General features: G+C 36.8%; 18 protein-coding genes and 4 pseudogenes. 15 read left to right on the forward strand and 7 right to left on the reverse strand.

Annotated elements, in window-relative coordinates:
- Positions 1 to 6: 6 nt before the first annotated feature.
- The 7 genes from HMPREF2634_RS09735 to msr(D) all read left to right on the forward strand — a co-directional run bounded on the left by HMPREF2634_RS09735 (position 7) and on the right by msr(D) (position 7,934).
- Positions 7 to 795 (forward strand): AAA family ATPase, encoded by a 789-nt coding sequence (locus HMPREF2634_RS09735; protein ID WP_002921310.1) that lies wholly within the window; start codon positions 7 to 9, stop codon positions 793 to 795.
- 418 nt (positions 796 to 1,213) lie between these two features.
- Positions 1,214 to 1,573 (forward strand): SAG1252 family conjugative relaxosome accessory protein, encoded by a 360-nt coding sequence (locus HMPREF2634_RS05435; protein WP_000529539.1) that lies wholly within the window; start codon positions 1,214 to 1,216, stop codon positions 1,571 to 1,573.
- Positions 1,574 to 1,582: 9 nt separating this feature from the next.
- Complete coding sequence (gene mobC, locus HMPREF2634_RS05440; protein ID WP_000263053.1) at positions 1,583 to 1,948, forward strand: plasmid mobilization relaxosome protein MobC; 366 nt, start codon at positions 1,583 to 1,585, stop codon at positions 1,946 to 1,948.
- The gene (locus HMPREF2634_RS05445; RefSeq protein ID WP_070836377.1) at positions 1,935 to 3,797 is read left to right on the forward strand and encodes an SAG1250 family conjugative relaxase; all 1,863 of its coding nucleotides are present in this window, start codon (positions 1,935 to 1,937) and stop codon (positions 3,795 to 3,797) included. Before mobC ends, HMPREF2634_RS05445 begins: the two co-directional genes overlap by 14 nt.
- Before the next feature lie 780 nt (positions 3,798 to 4,577).
- Complete coding sequence (locus HMPREF2634_RS05450) at positions 4,578 to 4,748, forward strand: hypothetical protein (protein WP_000873143.1); 171 nt, start codon at positions 4,578 to 4,580, stop codon at positions 4,746 to 4,748.
- A 385-nt stretch (positions 4,749 to 5,133) separates the two neighbouring features.
- Entirely contained in the window at positions 5,134 to 6,351 is a 1,218-nt protein-coding gene (gene mef(A) / locus HMPREF2634_RS05455) for a macrolide efflux MFS transporter Mef(A) (RefSeq protein ID WP_000417519.1), read from the forward strand.
- A 119-nt stretch (positions 6,352 to 6,470) separates the two neighbouring features.
- Positions 6,471 to 7,934 carry an ABC-F type ribosomal protection protein Msr(D) gene (gene msr(D), locus HMPREF2634_RS05460; RefSeq protein WP_000420313.1) on the forward strand — a complete coding sequence of 488 codons (1,464 nt, stop codon included), beginning with the start codon at positions 6,471 to 6,473 and terminating at the stop codon, positions 7,932 to 7,934.
- 117 nt (positions 7,935 to 8,051) lie between these two features.
- Here msr(D) and HMPREF2634_RS05465 read toward each other — a convergent pair whose 3' ends face one another.
- Genes HMPREF2634_RS05465 through HMPREF2634_RS05480 form a run of 4 tightly spaced genes read right to left on the reverse strand, consistent with a single transcriptional unit; the run spans position 8,052 to position 9,296 of the window.
- A complete protein-coding gene (locus HMPREF2634_RS05465) occupies positions 8,052 to 8,351 on the reverse strand; it encodes a DUF5960 family protein (RefSeq protein WP_001072467.1) in 300 nt (99 codons plus the stop codon).
- Positions 8,338 to 8,706 (reverse strand): hypothetical protein, encoded by a 369-nt coding sequence (locus HMPREF2634_RS05470; protein WP_000567222.1) that lies wholly within the window; start codon positions 8,704 to 8,706, stop codon positions 8,338 to 8,340. Before HMPREF2634_RS05470 ends, HMPREF2634_RS05465 begins: the two co-directional genes overlap by 14 nt.
- Positions 8,707 to 8,718: 12 nt before the next feature.
- Positions 8,719 to 9,054 carry a DinB/UmuC family translesion DNA polymerase gene (locus HMPREF2634_RS05475; protein WP_000806926.1) on the reverse strand — a complete coding sequence of 112 codons (336 nt, stop codon included), beginning with the start codon at positions 9,052 to 9,054 and terminating at the stop codon, positions 8,719 to 8,721.
- Positions 9,051 to 9,296: a hypothetical protein gene (locus HMPREF2634_RS05480; protein WP_001813542.1), complete on the reverse strand. Its 246-nt coding sequence runs from the start codon at positions 9,294 to 9,296 to the stop codon at positions 9,051 to 9,053. The genes HMPREF2634_RS05475 and HMPREF2634_RS05480 overlap by 4 nt, the downstream gene beginning before the upstream one ends.
- Positions 9,297 to 10,260: 964 nt before the next feature.
- On the opposite strand from HMPREF2634_RS05480, the gene HMPREF2634_RS05490 reads away from it, so the two are divergent.
- The 3 genes from HMPREF2634_RS05490 to HMPREF2634_RS05500 are packed head-to-tail and all read left to right on the forward strand — an operon-like array spanning position 10,261 to position 13,449.
- Entirely contained in the window at positions 10,261 to 10,731 is a 471-nt protein-coding gene (locus tag HMPREF2634_RS05490; protein ID WP_000142891.1) for a MarR family winged helix-turn-helix transcriptional regulator, read from the forward strand.
- Positions 10,715 to 11,740 carry a phosphotransferase family protein gene (locus HMPREF2634_RS05495; RefSeq protein ID WP_000845068.1) on the forward strand — a complete coding sequence of 342 codons (1,026 nt, stop codon included), beginning with the start codon at positions 10,715 to 10,717 and terminating at the stop codon, positions 11,738 to 11,740. Before HMPREF2634_RS05490 ends, HMPREF2634_RS05495 begins: the two co-directional genes overlap by 17 nt.
- Entirely contained in the window at positions 11,737 to 13,449 is a 1,713-nt protein-coding gene (locus HMPREF2634_RS05500) for an ABC transporter ATP-binding protein (protein WP_070836379.1), read from the forward strand. The genes HMPREF2634_RS05495 and HMPREF2634_RS05500 overlap by 4 nt, the downstream gene beginning before the upstream one ends.
- 111 nt (positions 13,450 to 13,560) lie before the next feature.
- Here HMPREF2634_RS05500 and HMPREF2634_RS05505 read toward each other — a convergent pair.
- Positions 13,561 to 13,827, reverse strand: a pseudogene (locus tag HMPREF2634_RS05505) (transposase); the annotation flags it as partial.
- A gap of 135 nt (positions 13,828 to 13,962) precedes the next feature.
- Between HMPREF2634_RS05505 and HMPREF2634_RS05510 the strand changes: the two are divergent.
- Positions 13,963 to 14,340: an LPXTG cell wall anchor domain-containing protein gene (locus HMPREF2634_RS05510; RefSeq protein WP_002921281.1), complete on the forward strand. Its 378-nt coding sequence runs from the start codon at positions 13,963 to 13,965 to the stop codon at positions 14,338 to 14,340.
- A 255-nt stretch (positions 14,341 to 14,595) separates the two neighbouring features.
- Here HMPREF2634_RS05510 and HMPREF2634_RS10210 read toward each other — a convergent pair.
- Both HMPREF2634_RS10210 and HMPREF2634_RS09745 read right to left on the reverse strand, forming a co-directional pair.
- Positions 14,596 to 14,859, reverse strand: a pseudogene (locus HMPREF2634_RS10210) (DUF5960 family protein).
- 355 nt (positions 14,860 to 15,214) lie between these two features.
- Positions 15,215 to 15,465, reverse strand: a pseudogene (locus HMPREF2634_RS09745) (hypothetical protein).
- A gap of 46 nt (positions 15,466 to 15,511) precedes the next feature.
- On the opposite strand from HMPREF2634_RS09745, the pseudogene HMPREF2634_RS10215 reads away from it, so the two are divergent.
- From HMPREF2634_RS10215 to HMPREF2634_RS05530, 4 genes and pseudogenes are all read left to right on the forward strand, one after another.
- Positions 15,512 to 16,311 (forward strand): annotated as a pseudogene (locus tag HMPREF2634_RS10215) (IS30 family transposase); the annotation flags it as partial.
- 110 nt (positions 16,312 to 16,421) lie between these two features.
- Positions 16,422 to 16,640, forward strand: a complete 219-nt coding sequence (locus tag HMPREF2634_RS05520; protein ID WP_000278092.1) for a helix-turn-helix domain-containing protein — start codon at positions 16,422 to 16,424, stop codon at positions 16,638 to 16,640.
- Positions 16,641 to 16,909: 269 nt separating this feature from the next.
- Positions 16,910 to 17,158, forward strand: coding sequence for a DUF3173 family protein (locus HMPREF2634_RS05525; RefSeq protein ID WP_002921272.1), 249 nt, complete (start codon positions 16,910 to 16,912; stop codon positions 17,156 to 17,158).
- Between the two features lie 2 nt (positions 17,159 to 17,160).
- A complete protein-coding gene (locus HMPREF2634_RS05530; RefSeq protein WP_000201883.1) occupies positions 17,161 to 18,366 on the forward strand; it encodes a tyrosine-type recombinase/integrase in 1,206 nt (401 codons plus the stop codon).
- The last annotated feature ends 38 nt before the right edge of the window (positions 18,367 to 18,404 follow it).

Consider the following 18,404-nt stretch of genomic DNA (forward strand, 5'->3'; position numbering starts at 1 on the left):
ACAATAGTGACTCTAAGATTTAAGGATAACATCAATAATTTTAGAATAAGTAAACAAGATGTAGTTGATATTTTCTATCTTGCTTATAAAGAATTAGGAATAAAGAATTTTGTTGAATGTATAATAAAAGAAAGCCTTGGTCAAAAATATTTTAATCTTTTAAAAACGATATCAAACGATAATTTCTTGCAAAGAACTAATCAATGGGAAAATTTTAAAGAAATTAATGATAGCAATATCAAATATTTAAAATCAAGTATGTATTCTTTGATTAAGAATAATCGTTTATTATCTGAGTTAAAAAGAGTTTTACACGAACATGTAGCAAATGAAAAATTATTTTTAGAGTTTAACATTAATTCAAAGGAAAGCTCAAAACAACTTAATATTCTTTACAAAGAAGTCAGTGTACTAAGTTTAGGGCAAAAAGTAGTAGCGATGCTTGATTTTATATTAGCATATAGTGATTATTCTAAAGATTTCAGACCATTAATTATTGATCAGCCTGAGGATAACTTAGATAACCGTTATATATACAGTCACCTAGTTCAACAATTTAGAAAAGCTAAAATTCAAAGGCAAATTATTTTAGCAACGCATAATGCTACAATTGTGACAAATTCTATGACAGATCAAGTAGTAATTATGGAGTCAGATGGAACACATGCTTGGATTGAAGCGAGAGGATACGTAAGCGAAAGATTTATAAAGAATCACATCATCAATCAGCTAGAGGGAGGAAAAGAATCATTTAAACATAAGATGTCTATATACGAGACTGTACTTTCTGAATAGACATAACGGAGGAATTAGGAAATGGCTTAGAGTTACGTTGTTAAGAAATGTTGCTTCTAAGTCATTTTATATTATTCAATTTTGTTAGAGAAATTTTAACAATCGAGTTTTTACCATTCTTTTTGTAATGTGATAACTTTTCCAAATTATCCTTGTTATCCTTATATCAATCCTAAGAAAATCAAACTTTGATTTTCTACTGGGGGTTTGGGGGGCGAAGCCACCAAGTTATCTTATCGTTGGCTGTCAAAACAGAAAGGTTTTGGTCGGCTGGCGATATGATTTTTTGGGTATTGTGACCACAATGCCTGAGCTCGCAAAGACCGAACAAGAAGAGAGTGAGGTCTTTAGGAAGCGTACTGACAATGTGAGGCAGCCTGACACTGTCAGACAAGTATAATGTTGAAAGGATAGTAGGATGGGACAAGAAATTAAGTTAATCCGTAAGCAATTTAGGATCACGAGACAAGAAGAAAAACAGATAAAAGAAATGATGAGGGAACAAAAACTGGATAGTTTCTCAGAATTTCTTCGTCAAAATTTGTTGAAAAAGAATTATCAGGATAGAATTTTTGAAAGTTGGTTTTCCCTTTGGCAATCTCAAAAGTTTGAACAAATTAGTCGAGATGTGCATGAAGTTCTAGTTGTCGCAAGAGAAAATCACCAAGTGACTCAAGAACACGTTTCAATCTTACTGACATGCGTTCAAGAATTGATTGCGGAAGTCAATCAAGTACAGCCGCTCAGTCGTGGATTTCGTGAAAAATACATGAGATAGGAGGCTACTATGGTTTATCGTTATCGTACCAATCTCAAAAAAGTATTTCTAACAGATTCAGAGTTACATCAATTGAATGAGCGAATCGACAAGAGTCACTGTCAAAATTTTTCAGTCTATGCCAGAAAAGTGTTGTTGAATCCCAATATGTCATTTGTCACCATTAACACGGATACCTATGACCAGTTAGTATTTGAATTGAGACGGATTGGAAATAACATTAATCAAATTGCGCGTGCAATCAATCAAAGCCATTTGATTTCTCAGGAACAGTTACAAGAATTGAGTAAGGGAGTTAGTGAGTTAATTACTGGCGTAGAGAAAGAATTTCAAGTGGAAGTGAAAAGATTGAAGGAGCTCTATGGTAGTCACTAAACACTTTGCGACACACGGAAAAAAATATCGTAGGCGTTTAATTAAGTATATTCTCAATCCTGATAAAACGGACAATTTGAAATTGGTATCTGATTTTGGCATGAGCAATTATTTAGACTTCCCTAGCTATGAAGAAATGGTAGAAATGTACAATGTCAACTTTACCAATAACGACAAGTTGTACGAATCCAGAAATGACCGACAAGAAAAACATCAACAAAATATCCATGCCCATCACCTCATTCAATCATTTTCTCCTGAAGATAATCTGACACCTGAAGAAATTAACCGCATTGGTTATGAGACCATGATGGAATTAACAGGGGGCCGTTTTCGTTTCATCGTGGCAACTCATACAGACAATGATCATGTTCATAATCACATCCTAATCAACGCCATTGACCGTAATTCAGATAAAAAGTTGATATGGAATTATGCCTTGGAACGAAACCTTCGTATGATTTCAGATCGTATTTCTAAAGTGGCTGGAGCGAAAATTATTGAAAAACGTTTCTCCTACCGTGACTATCAAAAATATAGGCCGTCTAGTCATAAATTTGAATTGAAGCAACGCCTTTATTTTTTGATGCAGCACTCAAAGTCCTTTGATGATTTTTTAGAAAAAGCGGTGCAGTTACATGTTCATATTGATTTTAGTCAGAAGCATAGTCGATTCATGATGACGGATAGAGCAATGACAAAACCAATTCGAGGACGCCAACTCAGCAAACGAGATTTATATGATGAAGAATTTTTTCGTACACATTTTGCCAAGCAAGAGATTGAAAGTCGTTTAGAATTTTTGTTGAACCGTGTCAATTCTTTAGAAGAGTTACTAACAAAAGCAAAAGAATTGAATCTAACCATTGACTTAAAACAAAAAAATGTAATCTTTATACTTGAAGAAAATGGAAAGCAATTCAGTCTGAGTCATAAAAAAATAAGTGATAAGAAATTATATGATGTCAATTTTTTTCAAGATTATTTTAAAAATAAGGAAGTCGGTGATTCAGAAGGCTTAGAGAATTTACAGGAGCAGTACCATGCTTTTCAAGAAGAACGTGATAAGGAGAAGGTAGCCACTGAAGAAATTGAGGAAGCCTTTGAGGAATTTAAGAAGAAGCGAGATGCCGTTCACGAATTTGAAGTGGAACTTGCAGGACACCAAATAGAGAAGTTAGTTGATGAGGGCGTTTATATCAAGGTGTCTTTTGGTGTAAAGCAGAGCGGTTTTATTTTCATTCCTAACTATCAATTAGATATTCTTGAAGAAGAGAATCAGACAAAATATAAAGTCTATATCCGTGAGACAACCTCATACTTTATCTATAACAAAGAACATTCGGATAAGAATCAGTATATAAAAGGACGAACCTTGATTAGACAGCTAACCAACGATAGTCGAGCAATACCATACAGACGACCGACTGTTGAAAGACTTCAAGAAAAGATTTCTGAGATTAACCTCTTGATTGAGTTAACAGAGACAGACAAAAAATACCAGGTCATCAAAGACGAACTGGTCGCAGAAATAGCAGAGATAGACATCAAACTGACTCAAATAAATGAAAAAATCGCCACCTTAAACAAGATGGCGGAAGTGTTTATTAATCATAAAAGTATAGATAAGAGTAGTAGGAAGTTAGTAAGATATGAATTATCAAAACTAAATATTCCCGAGAATGTAACTTTAAAGAATATAGAATATGAGGTTGCAAAATTAAATAAACAACTAATTCAGCAAATTGATCTATATGAAAAATCAGTTAGAAAACTGGAAATTTATTTAAAACAATTTGATATAAATAAACATCGAATTTCTAGAGATAAAATTGAAATTGAATTTTAAAGGATTTGAGTACATATTACGACTAATAGAAAAACTTGATATATAAGGGATTTATTGATGCAAAGATACTAATTACTGATACAGTTATTAAAACGACTAAAGTAATTGGAGTGAAATCGGGTGAAGTTGTGTTAGAAACGAAAGAAGAAGTAGAAGAAATACCTCAACCATTTGACACAATACCGTTATTTTTTTAGATGAGATTAATTCTTTGTTTTCCAAAGACACATCATGTTGAGGCGGTAAGTTTGCTAGTCAAGGAGTAAAACGACGAAGATTAGCATTTACTTCCGCCCATGCGATAGCTGTCCGTGATTGACAAGTGCTAGCACGCAGACAGAACGGAGATAGCGAACCGCTGAGTGTGTCGCTCTGCTCGTAAAAGCTTAGAAACCTTTGAACGAAAGGGATAATGAAAGCCTTGATTGCAAGGCTTTTTGCTTTATGGTGGGTAAGTATCAGAGTGAGAAAATTTTTGGAATGAGTAGAAGTGATAGCTAGAAATTATCAGTTTCTATTTCCATTTACCCTGTGGGTACGTGTTTGTTTCCATTGACAAGGAGTTTGTGGGAATAGAAATGTACCCACCTTGTTTGAATCAAGTGAAGTGTAGTTGAAGGAAATCTGTTGAAAGCAATACTTCATTTTACCGAATAAGTAATAATTTAGGCAACTTCAAATCGATTAAAAAAAACTATTTTAAAGGTTAAGAGTAGACAAAAATTGTCCACTCTTTTTTGCAAACTCAATTTATCAATAAATGAAATGAGGGAATGTAAAATGAAATATTTTGAGGTTGAGTTAGAAAATCCTGATGAATTTTTAAAACTACAAACAGAAGATTTTGTGAAAGCTAATCGCTTGCTACTAAGGAAGATAATCCAGAGCGTTACAGTCTATGAAGAAAACTTCGTCATATCCTTTAAATCTGGCATCGAATTGGAAGTATGAGTCTCATTCCATAACTTTTATATTGAACATATCATCTTGTTGTGTTATACTATAAATTGATATAAACAAAGATGTAGGAGGAACCGAAACTATGACAGCCTCAATGCGTTTAAGATAAGCTGGCAATAAAAAAAGCAGAATCTATACCCGATGATAGGCTTTTTTGTTGTGCTTATTTATACGATATTGAGCATTCATTAGTTACGGTGAGGATATTGGTTATTTAACTATACCTTTATTTAACTATGTCTTTAATATGAATGTTTCCAAATTGTATGTATGCAGACCAAAAGCCACATTGTGGGGTTTGGCCTGCATTTTTTATTGCCTAGAATGCTATTCAAAATAGAAATTCAAGCAAAATAATATGCAGGAGATAATATAAATGGAAAAATACAACAATTGGAAACGAAAATTTTATGCAATATGGGCAGGGCAAGCAGTATCATTAATCACTAGTGCCATCCTGCAAATGGCGATTATTTTTTACCTTACAGAAAAAACAGGATCTGCGATGGTCTTGTCTATGGCTTCATTAGTAGGTTTTTTACCCTATGCGATTTTGGGACCTGCCATTGGTGTGCTAGTGGATCGTCATGATAGGAAGAAGATAATGATTGGTGCCGATTTAATTATCGCAGCAGCTGGTGCAGTGCTTGCTATTGTTGCATTCTGTATGGAGCTACCTGTCTGGATGATTATGATAGTATTGTTTATCCGTAGCATTGGAACAGCTTTTCATACCCCAGCACTCAATGCGGTTACACCACTTTTAGTACCAGAAGAACAGCTAACGAAATGCGCAGGCTATAGTCAGTCTTTGCAGTCTATAAGCTATATTGTTAGTCCGGCAGTTGCAGCACTCTTATACTCCGTTTGGGATTTAAATGCTATTATTGCCATCGACGTATTGGGTGCTGTGATTGCATCTATTACGGTAGCAATTGTACGTATACCTAAGCTGGGTAATCAAGTGCAAAGTTTAGAACCAAATTTCATAAGGGAGATGAAAGAAGGAGTTGTGGTTCTGAGACAAAACAAAGGATTGTTTGCCTTATTACTCTTAGGAACACTATATACTTTTGTTTATATGCCAATCAATGCACTATTTCCTTTAATAAGCATGGAACACTTTAATGGAACGCCTGTGCATATTTCTATTACGGAAATTTCCTTTGCATTTGGGATGCTAGCAGGAGGCTTATTATTAGGAAGATTAGGGGGCTTCGAAAAGCATGTATTACTAATAACAAGTTCATTTTTTATAATGGGGACCAGTTTAGCCGTTTCGGGAATACTTCCTCCAAATGGATTTGTAATATTCGTAGTTTGCTGTGCAATAATGGGGCTTTCGGTGCCATTTTATAGCGGTGTGCAAACAGCTCTTTTTCAGGAGAAAATTAAGCCTGAATATTTAGGACGTGTATTTTCTTTGATCGGAAGTATCATGTCACTTGCTATGCCAATTGGGTTAATTCTTTCTGGATTCTTTGCTGATAAAATCGGTGTAAATCATTGGTTTTTACTATCAGGTATTTTAATTATTGGCATTGCTATAGTTTGCCAAATGATAACTGAGGTTAGAAAATTAGATTTAAAATAAACAATATTGGAGGAATATTTATGTATCTTATTTTCATGTAACTCTTCCTGCTAAAATCGCAGGGTTTTCCCTGCATACAAGCAAATGAAAGCATGCGATTATAGACAGGAGGAAATGTTATGGAATTAATATTAAAAGCAAAAGACATTCGTGTGGAATTCAAAGGACGCGATGTTTTAGATATAAATGAATTAGAAGTATATGATTATGACCGTATTGGTTTAGTAGGAGCAAATGGTGCTGGAAAAAGCACTTTACTCAGGGTACTTTTAGGAGAATTAACTCCCCCAGGATGTAAAATGAATCGTCTGGGTGAACTTGCCTATATTCCCCAGTTGGACGAAGTAACTCTGCAGGAGGAAAAAGATTTTGCACTTGTAGGCAAGCTAGGTGTTGAGCAATTAAATATACAGACTATGAGCGGTGGTGAAGAAACAAGGCTTAAAATAGCACAGGCCTTATCGGCACAGGTTCATGGTATTTTAGCGGATGAACCTACGAGCCATTTAGACCGTGAAGGAATTGATTTTCTAATAGGACAGCTAAAATATTTTACAGGTGCACTGTTAGTTATTAGCCATGACCGCTATTTTCTTGATGAAATAGTAGATAAAATATGGGAACTGAAAGATGGCAAAATCACTGAGTATTGGGGAAACTATTCTGATTATCTTCGTCAGAAAGAGGAAGAACGTAAGAGCCAAGCTGCAGAATACGAACAATTTATTGCGGAACGTGCCCGATTGGAAAGGGCTGCGGAGGAAAAGCGAAAACAGGCTCGTAAAATAGAACAGAAGGCAAAAGGTTCTTCAAAGAAAAAAAGTACTGAAGACGGAGGGCGTTTAGCTCATCAAAAATCAATAGGAAGTAAGGAAAAAAAGATGTATAATGCTGCTAAAACCCTAGAGCACAGGATTGCGGCCTTAGGAAAAGTAGAAGCTCCGGAAGGCATTCGCAGAATTCGTTTCAGGCAAAGTAAAGCATTGGAGCTCCATAATCCATACCCTATAGTCGGTGCAGAAATTAATAAAGTATTTGGGGATAAGGCTCTGTTTGAAAATGCATCTTTTCAAATTCCGTTAGGAGCAAAAGTGGCGTTAACTGGTGGTAATGGAATCGGAAAAACAACTTTAATCCAAATGATCTTAAACCATGAAGAAGGAATTTCTATTTCGCCTAAGGCAAAAATAGGTTACTTTGCACAGAATGGTTACAAGTACAACAGTAATCAGAATGTTATGGAGTTTATGCAGAAGGATTGTGACTACAATATATCAGAAATTCGTTCAGTGCTAGCATCTATGGGGTTCAAACAGAACGATATTGGAAAAAGTTTATCTGTTTTAAGCGGTGGAGAAATTATAAAATTGTTGCTTGCTAAAATGCTCATGGGTAGATATAACATCCTAATAATGGATGAACCCAGTAACTTCCTTGACATACCAAGTTTAGAGGCTTTGGAAATACTAATGAAGGAGTACACCGGAACTATCGTGTTTATCACCCACGATAAACGATTACTCGAAAATGTAGCAGATGTAGTTTATGAAATTAGAGATAAGAAAATAAATCTGAAACATTAAATTTAAGGTAGTCGCTGGTCAGTATAGTCTGTTCTGGTTGGCGACTCCATTGTTAAAGAGTATAAAGACTTTAGATTTTATGAATATTAAAAATAGGAACAGTCAATTGAACTGCTCCTATTTTTCTGCTAAATATATTGTAGTTTTCTTATATGTATAATGATAGATTAGCGGATTCTCATCTACGGTACTTACTTCAAATATGAAGAAGTGATCGCGGTTATCTCTGGACTTTTCCTTATTGAGGACAAAGTAATTCTTACGTGAAGTCGCCATTGTTTTTAGGATATCATCAGTTAGGAAGGTCAATGGAATATTCATGTTAGAGTAGCGGTAGAAGTCACGTTCAAAATCTTGGTAGCTCTCGCTATAATAGTCCATTTGTAGGTGATTACGCTGAAACTCAAGCTGATTCATAGAGCACCTCCTCGACAAGTTCAATACTAATAATGTCTTTTAATTTCAAATTGATGTGACCTGTTGTAGTTTTTATCAAAATGAAATCTTTGGTCAGACTTGGTATTGTTCCAGTGTAGGAAACACGCTTGTTTTTTTCAATCACTTGAATGCGTGTGCGTAGCTGCCCGGCGTATACTTGACTGAGGAGTAATAATTTCTTCTCTAGTGATAAGTCAGACATGTACGTTACTTTGTTTGTATCATCAGAGAGTGCTGATGCATGTTCAGATAGGAAAAAGCCCATCCATTTTTGCATCTTTGTATCCTGGTACTCTCTTGCTGATTGAAATGGTAAATATGAACGGTCAATCATATCAAATCCTTTCTATGCAGAGGCAAGGGTATTTTTATCAAATTGAATCGTAAAACCTTGAATTCCCCCACCTGTGTAACATTCTTTAAAGCGATTGATTACCTCAGTATAGATTATCACAGATGAGCTTGTTGGCTTAATGCTAAATGTAAATTCCAATGGTAATCGGTTTTCAGATTTAGCATGTACTAGTCGTATCGATATTTCAGTTGTTTTGAGTTTTCTCTGACGAAGTTTTGAAGTTGCTGTTTCAACGATTCCATGTAAAAATCTTTCAAGCATTTCAATATCATTACATCCTTTGCTACGGATTTCTGAAAATTGTACTGTATTTTTTTCTTGTTTCATTTTAATCCCTCCAATCCACCCGCGGAATGACCACCGATAAGTTTACTGCGTTCAATATTTCTGGAACCTTCAGTTAGGACGGTTCCTTTTTGTATGGCTAAAAAACCAAACTGTTCTCTGACAACATCAATAGCTGTCTGAAGTCTATTATCTTTTTCAATTTGTTCTACATCATCAAAGAGTGATAGTAGAGTATAGCTTTCATCTACGAAGCCACTATAAGATACACCAATTTGTCTCACTGCACCAGAGGTGTATTTTTTCGGAATAATACAAGTACATGACTCACCATTGTTTTGGGGAGATTTGCGGGTTCAATTTTATTCTGAGCATTTATAGATTTTTTCATCTCAGTCCTAGAATAGCCAATATGAATAGAAACGACAGTAGTCAATACTAGGGCTACTGTTCCGTTCCACAGTATCATTTAAAAATCATTTTCACACCCTTTCGTCTATTAGTATAGAAGAAAGCTCTCAGCACATGTGGAGGTTGTAGGACTGCTGGTGAAAGAGGGATAAACCCAACCGTTTCAGGGTTTACAAAAGACTTGAAATCAAACCTTTCTTGCTTTTTGGGGAGAAGTATCAGTTTGATAGTCTGAAGTGAGCTAGTAGCACTGCTAGTGATTATCTTAGAAATCTAATCCCACATACGCAGTGGGGGTGCAAAATCTATTTACAGAAAAGTGTCTCTGGGAATAGATTTGCACCCCTTTTTTTGCGTGCGGATTATCCTGTGGGGACTCATGGGTGTTAACTAGCGTAGTAACAATGGACCATTAGAAGTCAGTCGAAGACATAGTAGTGATGACGTTTCTGTAATGGAAGTGTAGCTAAGGGCTGAATAATTAAGTTAGTATCTATCCATGCAGTTTTGTCTGCCCTAACACATGGTCTGAAACAGCAGTACTCGCCTAACGTATGATGAAAGAGGCTATTTACAAATATAGGACGACACAAACAGAACGAAATCGAAAAAGATAGATGTGGAGGAAATTTTTACATGCCAAAGTTTAATTGAACCACCGTATACCTAACAGCACGTACGGTGGTGAGAGAGGTTAGAAACTATCTTCTACTCGATTGTACTGATGTCTGATAAATAATTTGGATCGCTGTAAATCTTTTCTCTTGACTAAAATCCTAAATCGTACTATAATGCTTTTAATGTCCGAAATCGAATTTTGAAAAAGAGGTATCCAATATGACATTTAAAGAAGAAAGCTACCAATTAATCAATGCCTTAGTTGCTATAGGCGAAACTTATTTTAAGATTGCCAAGTTATCTGATGTGCCTGAAAATCTTTTCTGGTTACTGGCTGGTTTGAGTGATAAGGGGTTTCACACCCAGAAAGAAATTCATGAGACTTGGGGTCTGCCCAAGACAACTGTTAACAGCTTGGTGAAGAAATTAGAAGGTCAAGGCTACTTGGAACTGATAGCCATTTCAGGTCGTAAACGAGAATTGCAGATTAGTCTGACAGAGGCTGGTCAAACTTACACCGATGAAGTCCTCTCCTTGATGTCAGAGGTGGAGAGAGAGGTGTTGAAGCGAGTAAAGGCTGAATTGCCAGCTCATTTTATCCGAGACATGATGACCTACAGTCGTATTGTTCAAGAGACAGTAGCCAGCCATAAAGAAAGGAGAGGAGTTGCCCATGAAGACAGCCACTAAAAATAATTTTTCAGACCAGACCATCAGGTGTCTAGTCAAGTCTCACTTTCCCCAAGCCATATTGAGCAAGATTGAACGGATTGTTGGTGGGACCTTTAATACGGTTTACTTGCTAGAAGGTAGTGGTTTGCCTGATGCCAGTATCATGCTAAAGACCGGACCTCATCGTGATGTTGAAGTACCCAAGCATGAGGCGGATAATCTCAAGACAGAAATTTATACCTATCAACTACTAGAAAATCAGAATATACAAGTACCTAGAATTTATGCCCATGATTTTAGTCATAGCATTATCCCCCACGATTTTTTCTTCATGGAAAAAATATCAGGAAAGACCTGGTATGAGATTAGCCCTAAGAAGACGCCCCAGCTCATGTATGAACTAGGACGGCAAACGGCTGAGATGCACAAGACCAAAGGTAGCTGGTTTGGAACCATCAATGATGAGACAGATGAGCGGTTTGACACTTGGTCACAGGCCTTTCAGCATAAAATTGAAACCTTGTTGAAAGAGGTGGAGGCAAGAGGAAGTACGCTTCCTATTGCAGAAATCCGTCATCAGATTGCGCTTAGAAAAGACCTTCTTGATGAGGTCAAGACACCTCGACTGGTCAATTTTGACCTCTGGGCAGGTAATGTCTTTCTGGAAAAAGGCTCAGATTGGCAGATTTCAGGCTTGATTGATTTTGAACGCAGCTTTTTCGGTGACCCCATGGCTTCCTTTGTCTCAGCTCTCTTTCTATATGATAATGTTGAAAAGGAGCCCCACTTTATTCAGGGCTATAACCAAGTGAGTCAAGAACTCCTAGTTATTACCGAAGATGACAGAGAACGCATGTGGCTCTATACCTTACTTTTTTATCTAAGAGCCTATGTCGAAACAGAGCGTTATCAGGGGTTGATGAAGTGGGGGCAAAAGAGTTTTCTAAGTGCAACCCTCACATTCATGACTAGAGCTTTAAACCGTCGTTGGAAAAAACGCTTAAAAGCTAGAAAGGACGAAAAATGAACCAAATATTTTCAAGGGTTAAATTCAAGAAAAAATACTTTGTTTGGCTATTTACTTTTCTCATTATTGCTATCGCTGGTGAGACAGCCCTACCTACCCTTATGGCTGAGATGATTGAGCAGGGCGTTGTCAACCAAGCAACCAACAGTATTTGGCTCTTAGCAGGGGGAATGGTACTGGTCGTGCTCATGGCCTTTGTGGGCAATATGCTAGTCGCAAAGATTTCCTCACGGATTGCGACACTCTTTGCTCGTGATGTGCGCAAGGCACTCTTTGACAAGGTTCAGTCATTTTCTGGACAGGAGTTGGATAAGTTTGGGACAGCCAGTCTCATTACGCGGACCACTTCAGATGTGACCAATCTTCAGTCATTCTTATCGGCAGGCTTGCAGATTGGTATGCTGGCGCCACTTATGATGGCAGCAGGTGTAGTCCTAGTTGCTGTTACTGGTGGTGAGACCAGTAGTGTACTTGTTTTCACTCTGCCTATCCTCTTGATTGCGATGACTGTGGTTTTGGTTTTAGCTACTCGCTATTCCAAAGCCCTGCGTTTGACCTTGGACAAGATTAACCGTATTTTCCTAGAAATATTACAAGGTGTCCGTGTTATCCGTGCCTTTAATAAACAGGAAACAGAGAAAGCCCGTTTTGGTCAAACCAATAGCCAATATGCTGATATTTCTCTTAAAAACAACCGTCTCATGGGTGGGATGATGCCTTTTATCCAAGTGATTTTTGGTCTGACTACGATTGGTGTCATGGCTGTCGGCGCTGAGGCTGTGGCTAAGGGGAAAATCACGGTTAGTGCCCTTGTCGCTAATAGTCAGTATGTTGCTCTCATCCTTGGTGCCATCGTCATGGCAGCCTTTATCATCAGTTTCTTCCCGACGGCTTTTGCCAGTATGTCACGTATCGGTGAGGTTTTGGGGATCGAGGTCAAAATTACTGACGGTGATGATGAGCAAGCTATGACGGAAGCTCAGGGAACAGTGACCTTTAAGGATGTGACCTTCTCCTATGCTGACGCAGCAGAACCAGTCCTAAAAGACATCAGTTTCACCTCAAAACCTGGTCAAGTGACCGCCATTATCGGTGCTACTGGGGCAGGTAAAACCACCCTCATCAACCTCCTCATGCGTTTCTATGAAATCAATGACGGTCAAATTTTAGTGGACGGTGTAGACACACGTCAGATGAGTCGTGAACAGCTCCGTAGCCAGTTTGGCATGGTGCTCCAAGATACTTGGCTCTTTGAAGGCTCTATCATGGAAAATCTCCAGTATGGTCGAGAGAATATCTCCCATGACCAAGCTATCTCTGCTGCCAAAATGGCATCAGCACACAGCTTTATCAAAACCCAGCCAGGCAGTTACGATATGGTTTTGGAAAATAACGGAGAGAACATCTCTCAAGGTGAGCGTCAGCTTTTGACAATTGCCCGTGCCATTGCTGCCAATCCTAAAATGCTGATTTTGGACGAGGCGACATCTAACGTTGATACCTATACTGAGCAGCTCATTCAAAAAGCCATGGCCAAACTCATGGAAGGGCGCACCAGCTTTGTCATCGCCCACCGTTTGTCGACCATTAAGGATGCTCACGTCATTCTCTACATGGAAAAAGGTGATATCAAGGAGGTCGGCAACCATGATGAGCTCATGGCTCTAGATGGCAAATATGCTAGTCTCTATAATAGCCAGTTTGTCTAAACTAAAAAGCGATAATCTAAACTGCACTCCAAAAGTTAGACAAACGTAAGCGCCCAATAACGAGGTATATTGAAAAAATCCAAAGTCTTACGATGACTCTGGATTTTTTTATTACTTGCAATTCTTCTGTATCTGCTCTGCCCATGGCAAATAAGCCTCTAGAACCTCCTTATTTGTGAGGGTTTCCTCATTAGGAAGCTTTTCTAGTAGGTAGGTCATATATTTTTCGCTGTCTAAGTCATGTCTCCTAGCCGTTTCTAAAAGAGACATAATAATAGCTGTCGCCTTAGCACCCTCAAAACTTTGGAAGAACAGCCAATTTTTGCGTCCCATAACTAAGCTCTTGATCGCTCGCTCAGCCATGTTATTGGATAAGACAAACCGACTACTCCACCAATGTTCAACTTGCCAGAGATAGAGATAGAAACAAAAGTACCAGAAGACTATCCAACATTCGACCTACCGAAACTAGAAATACCAACACCGGTAACAGATATACCAAATAATCCGCCAATGCTTCCGCCAAAACCAGAACTGAACATAGGTGTACCGAACCTACCAGGAGAATTCCCTCCAACAGTTCCAGAAAAGCCAAGATTGGAGATTGGTATCGTACCAAACGAAGCACCGAAAAATGAGAAACCGGAATTAGAATTACCAATTCCACCGGCAAGTGAAGTGCCTAATACGCCAGAAGCACCAACACCAGAGACACCTGAAAATGAAACACCGGAAGAAACAATGCCACCGACTTACAGTCGAGTAGCGCGTAATTCAGAAGTATTACCTAATACAGGTGATTCTGAATCTGCATTTGCTGCGGTTACAGGAATAGCAACAATCTTAGGAGCGTTTGGTTTAGTATCAAAACGTCGTCGTAAAGAAGATTAATTAAACCCTATTGATTTTTAGGCATTATTTCCATACCTTAATACCTAAATTTAAAACTTATGTTAGAAAATGTTAATTTATTTTTACGATTGCATATTCCCTTTAAAATAAAAATATTTACGATTAGTTAATGTTTTCTAAAAAGTTTTACCCCGATTAATGCTGTTGTAATCGGGGGTTTTTATTGATTTACTACATTGATAGTCTTTTTCATTTGTCATTTAGGATATATAATTTCAAATTGATAAAACAGTACTATGATAAATATATTTTTTGATTTTCATTAATTGTTTCAATGGTGAAAAAAATATAATGAGCTTGTCCATCTTTGGCTTTTTCTCGATTAAGTTTGAAATAACATTTATGAGATGTTGCCACTGATAGGAGTATATCATCTGTGATAAATGTTAAAGGGATGGACATCTCGGAAAAGCGGTAGAAGTCAGATTCAAACTGCCGATAACTATCTGAAAAGTAGTCCTTTTGTAATTAATTCTTATTAACTTCCAATTGATTCATTAGTTACCTCCGATGTTATTTCTAGATGGATTGAGAGAATTGAAAAGATAGATATTTTAATATGTCCATTGTCGATTTTTAGTATGATGCTGTCATCTTGAAGAGACGTAATAAGTCCAGTTTCTTTCGTTGTAACTTTATTCTCTCTGTAAGTGATGATTATAGGAAGTTGCTGAGAATAGGATTAACTTAATAGGAGGTCGATTTGTTCCTGTGAAAATCCGTCATCAATAGATTGTGTATCTTTCGCTTCATTTATTAAAGAAGTGTGTTCTGAGAGATAGAAGCCCATCCATTTTTTCCATTCCCTTATCCTGATAATATTGCACAATGGGAAAGGGTAAGTATGATCTATCTATAATTGTAATCCGTCTAAACCTCCTGCTGAGTGTCCGCCTATGAGTTTGCTGCGGGCAATATTACGTGATCCCTCTAAGAGAACAGTTGCTTTTGAATGGCAATAAAATCAAATTTGTCACGTATCTGATCAAGCACTTCATGAATACTATCATCTTTAGTTTACATTTGGTCAAAGTCATCGAAGAGTGAAGACAGATCATAGCTCTCGTCAATCAAACCACCATATCGAACCCCAATTTGTCTCACAGATCCAGACTTGTAATGTTGTCGAATGAGTCCTAAGACATTAAATAGTGTGTATCTGAAGTTAGACCAGTGTTCATCACGCACTTTGATGAGCTTGAAAAAGGTGTTAAAGCTACTGTTCGTTGTCATAGTGTGGATACATTTATTCACGTATACAAAGAGAAATATCCAACATAAACTATTCCTTCAACAACGACATTCAATCGCTAAATTGGCGCTGGTTCTTATTGTCATTAAGCCAATCGATTTGCCAAAGATGGTGATCATCAGAAAGCGGTCTAAATCCACGGCATATAAAAAGTCCCTTGGAAATTCCATCGAGGAGCGTCCAGAAATGGTTAACAATCGCTTTGAATTTGGACACTGGGAAATTGATTTGGTTCTCGGTAAGAAGAATAAAGGGGATGCTGTTGTCTTGATTCTAGTTGAACATCAAACACGTTTGCCTTGGCGTGTAAGCTACCTAATAAACAAGCTGATACGATTAATGAATCTGTCAAATAACTATTGTTTCAGTACCCGATTACTTCTATGACATCAGATATCGAATCCGAGTTTAGTCTCTTGGTCGACTTAGTAAGTGTCGACATAAATTTTGCTCATCCATATTCTTCCCATGAAAGTGGAACAAATGAGAATTTCAATGGTCTACTCAGAGAATTTTTTCCAAAAAGACAGTCGCTTAAACCAATAACTGATGAAGAGTTTACTCGTTATGTTTCAGCTATCAATAACAGACCTAGACGACTTCATCATTACAATACAGCAACATTTCAGTTTGGGTTAGCCAAAAAACTTAAACAATGGAATACTAAGATATCTGCAAACTTGTTGCACATGACTTGACAATGTCTCAAAAATTTTAAATCTAGAATTTTTGTAAATAATTGTCCAATTAGGACAATTAAAGAAAGATCTCCTAAAAGTGAAATATACTATTTTTAGGAGTTAACTAGATGTATAAACGTTTAAGAGATTTAAGGGAAGATCGGGATCTCACACAAAAACAAGTGGCTGAATATCTTTCATTTACACATTCTGCCTATGCAAAAATAGAACGTGGTGAAAGAATTTTATCTGCTGAAATTCTTATTAAACTTTCAAATCTATATAGCGTTAGTATTGATTATTTGCTCGGGTTATCTGATTTTCCTGACCGTATCATAAAAAAATAGTTTCTCCTTATTATGTCCATTGACAATTGAATATACCAAGGTGGGACTTTCTTATTTGTGGAGCAAGCTGTTTATTACGCGATGAAATGAGCGATAAAATTTTAAACAGAAAATAGGATGGTAACCTATTTGCCATGAAATCAAATAATTATAATGATACTTCTGACCGTTCAGGCTGCCATCGTAAAAGGACAGCGGGTGAAATGCCCATGAATGATTTAACCAATCATACCCACGGAGGAAAAAATTTTTTTGATAGGAGTGGAGGTATGAAAACAGTAACATATAAAAACCTGATGAATATTGGTTTTCCTGAGCATACGGCAAGAAATATCATTAGAGAAGCAAAAAGAATAGCAGTAAAAAAGTTTGAAGAAGCTCGCAAAGTTGACCATAATGCGGTACAATTAAGTAAATCGCCCTTTGACAATAGAAGACTTGGTATTGCTCCTAAAGATATTGTAGAAGAGCTAATCGGAATTTCACTCTCTGAAGAAAGTTTAGAAAGTGAGAATTAAAGATGGCTACAAAAAATCAAAAAAAGTACAAAGGTGTTTATTGTGATAAGAATGGTAAAATATTTTATCAAGCTGATCTTGGTGTTGACCCTGTAACAGGTAAACGTGTTCAAAAGAAAGCTAGAAAGAATCAGTATGGTAAGCCATTTAGTACAATGAAAGAAGCTTATGATGAATTGGTCCGAATCAGATATGAGTTTAATAATAATCTTAGTATTGAAAATTACAATATAACATTTGAAAGTTACATGAATAGCATTTATCTAAGAGCCTATAAGCAAAAGGTTCAGTCTGTAACATATAAAACTGCTTTGCCACATCACAAGATATTTATTCAGTATTTTGGCTCCAAACCTTTAAAAGGGATAACAGCTAGAGATTGTGAATCTTTTAGATTACATATTATTGAACATTACTCTGAAAACTATGCGAAGAATTTATGGTCACGATTTAAGGCATGCATGGGTTATGCTGAGAGATTAGGATATATTTCATCAATGCCATGCAAGGCGTTAGATAATCCTAGAGGCAAGCACCCTGATACACAATTTTGGACTTATATTGAGTTTCAGAACTTTATTAAATCATTTGATTTACAAGATTACGAAGAGTTACAAAGATTCACGACTATTTGGTTATATTACATGACAGGTGTTCGTGTGAGTGAAGGTTTATCGTTATGGTGGGAAGATGTCGATTTTGAGCATAAATTCTTGAAGGTTCATACAACCTTGGAAAAGGATGAAAATGGAAATTGGTACCGTAAAGACCAAACCAAGACACCAGCTGGAGAACGCCTTATTGAATTAGATGATGTGACAATATCAGTATTGGAAAACTGGCGAAAAAATCAAATTTCCAATCAAGATACAGATTACATCATTTCACGATTTGGTGAACCATTTTGTAAATCAACAATTTGTCGAATTATCAAGAGAAAAGCCAAAGAAGTTGGAGTACCAGTGATAACAGGAAAAGGTTTGCGACACAGCCATGCTTCCTATCTTATAAATGTTTTGCAGAAAGATATATTATATGTTGCAAGACGAATGGGACATGCTGATAAGTCTACAACCTTAAATACATATAGTCACTGGTTTAATGCATTAGATAAAACAGTATCAGAAGAAATCACCCAAAATGTAATTAGTGCAGGACTAGATTCCATTTTATGCCAAAATTCCTGCCAAACTCTGAGTAAAGGCTAAAAAGCCAATTATACCGCCCACAGAGTAACGTATGTTAT

The sequence above is a fragment of the Streptococcus sp. HMSC034B03 genome (assembly GCF_001838575.1).
In the GTDB taxonomy this organism is placed as follows: domain Bacteria; phylum Bacillota; class Bacilli; order Lactobacillales; family Streptococcaceae; genus Streptococcus; species Streptococcus anginosus.

Excerpts from the sequence above, each read along its gene's own strand:
- HMPREF2634_RS05450 (WP_000873143.1), top strand. The coding sequence starts at position 4,578 with ATGAAATATTTTGAGGTTGAGTTAGAAAATCCTGATGAATTTTTAAAA.
- HMPREF2634_RS05530 (WP_000201883.1), top strand. The coding sequence starts at position 17,161 with ATGGCTACAAAAAATCAAAAAAAGTACAAAGGTGTTTATTGTGATAAG.
- HMPREF2634_RS05495 (WP_000845068.1), top strand. The coding sequence starts at position 10,715 with ATGAAGACAGCCACTAAAAATAATTTTTCAGACCAGACCATCAGGTGT.
- HMPREF2634_RS05510 (WP_002921281.1), top strand. The coding sequence starts at position 13,963 with ATGCTTCCGCCAAAACCAGAACTGAACATAGGTGTACCGAACCTACCA.
- HMPREF2634_RS05520 (WP_000278092.1), top strand. The coding sequence starts at position 16,422 with ATGTATAAACGTTTAAGAGATTTAAGGGAAGATCGGGATCTCACACAA.
- mobC (WP_000263053.1), top strand. The coding sequence starts at position 1,583 with ATGGTTTATCGTTATCGTACCAATCTCAAAAAAGTATTTCTAACAGAT.
- HMPREF2634_RS05475 (WP_000806926.1), bottom strand. The coding sequence starts at position 9,054 with ATGAAACAAGAAAAAAATACAGTACAATTTTCAGAAATCCGTAGCAAA.
- HMPREF2634_RS05470 (WP_000567222.1), bottom strand. The coding sequence starts at position 8,706 with ATGATTGACCGTTCATATTTACCATTTCAATCAGCAAGAGAGTACCAG.
- HMPREF2634_RS05435 (WP_000529539.1), top strand. The coding sequence starts at position 1,214 with ATGGGACAAGAAATTAAGTTAATCCGTAAGCAATTTAGGATCACGAGA.
- HMPREF2634_RS05525 (WP_002921272.1), top strand. The coding sequence starts at position 16,910 with ATGAAAACAGTAACATATAAAAACCTGATGAATATTGGTTTTCCTGAG.
- HMPREF2634_RS05490 (WP_000142891.1), top strand. The coding sequence starts at position 10,261 with ATGACATTTAAAGAAGAAAGCTACCAATTAATCAATGCCTTAGTTGCT.
- HMPREF2634_RS05465 (WP_001072467.1), bottom strand. The coding sequence starts at position 8,351 with ATGAATCAGCTTGAGTTTCAGCGTAATCACCTACAAATGGACTATTAT.
- HMPREF2634_RS05500 (WP_070836379.1), top strand. The coding sequence starts at position 11,737 with ATGAACCAAATATTTTCAAGGGTTAAATTCAAGAAAAAATACTTTGTT.
- HMPREF2634_RS05445 (WP_070836377.1), top strand. The coding sequence starts at position 1,935 with ATGGTAGTCACTAAACACTTTGCGACACACGGAAAAAAATATCGTAGG.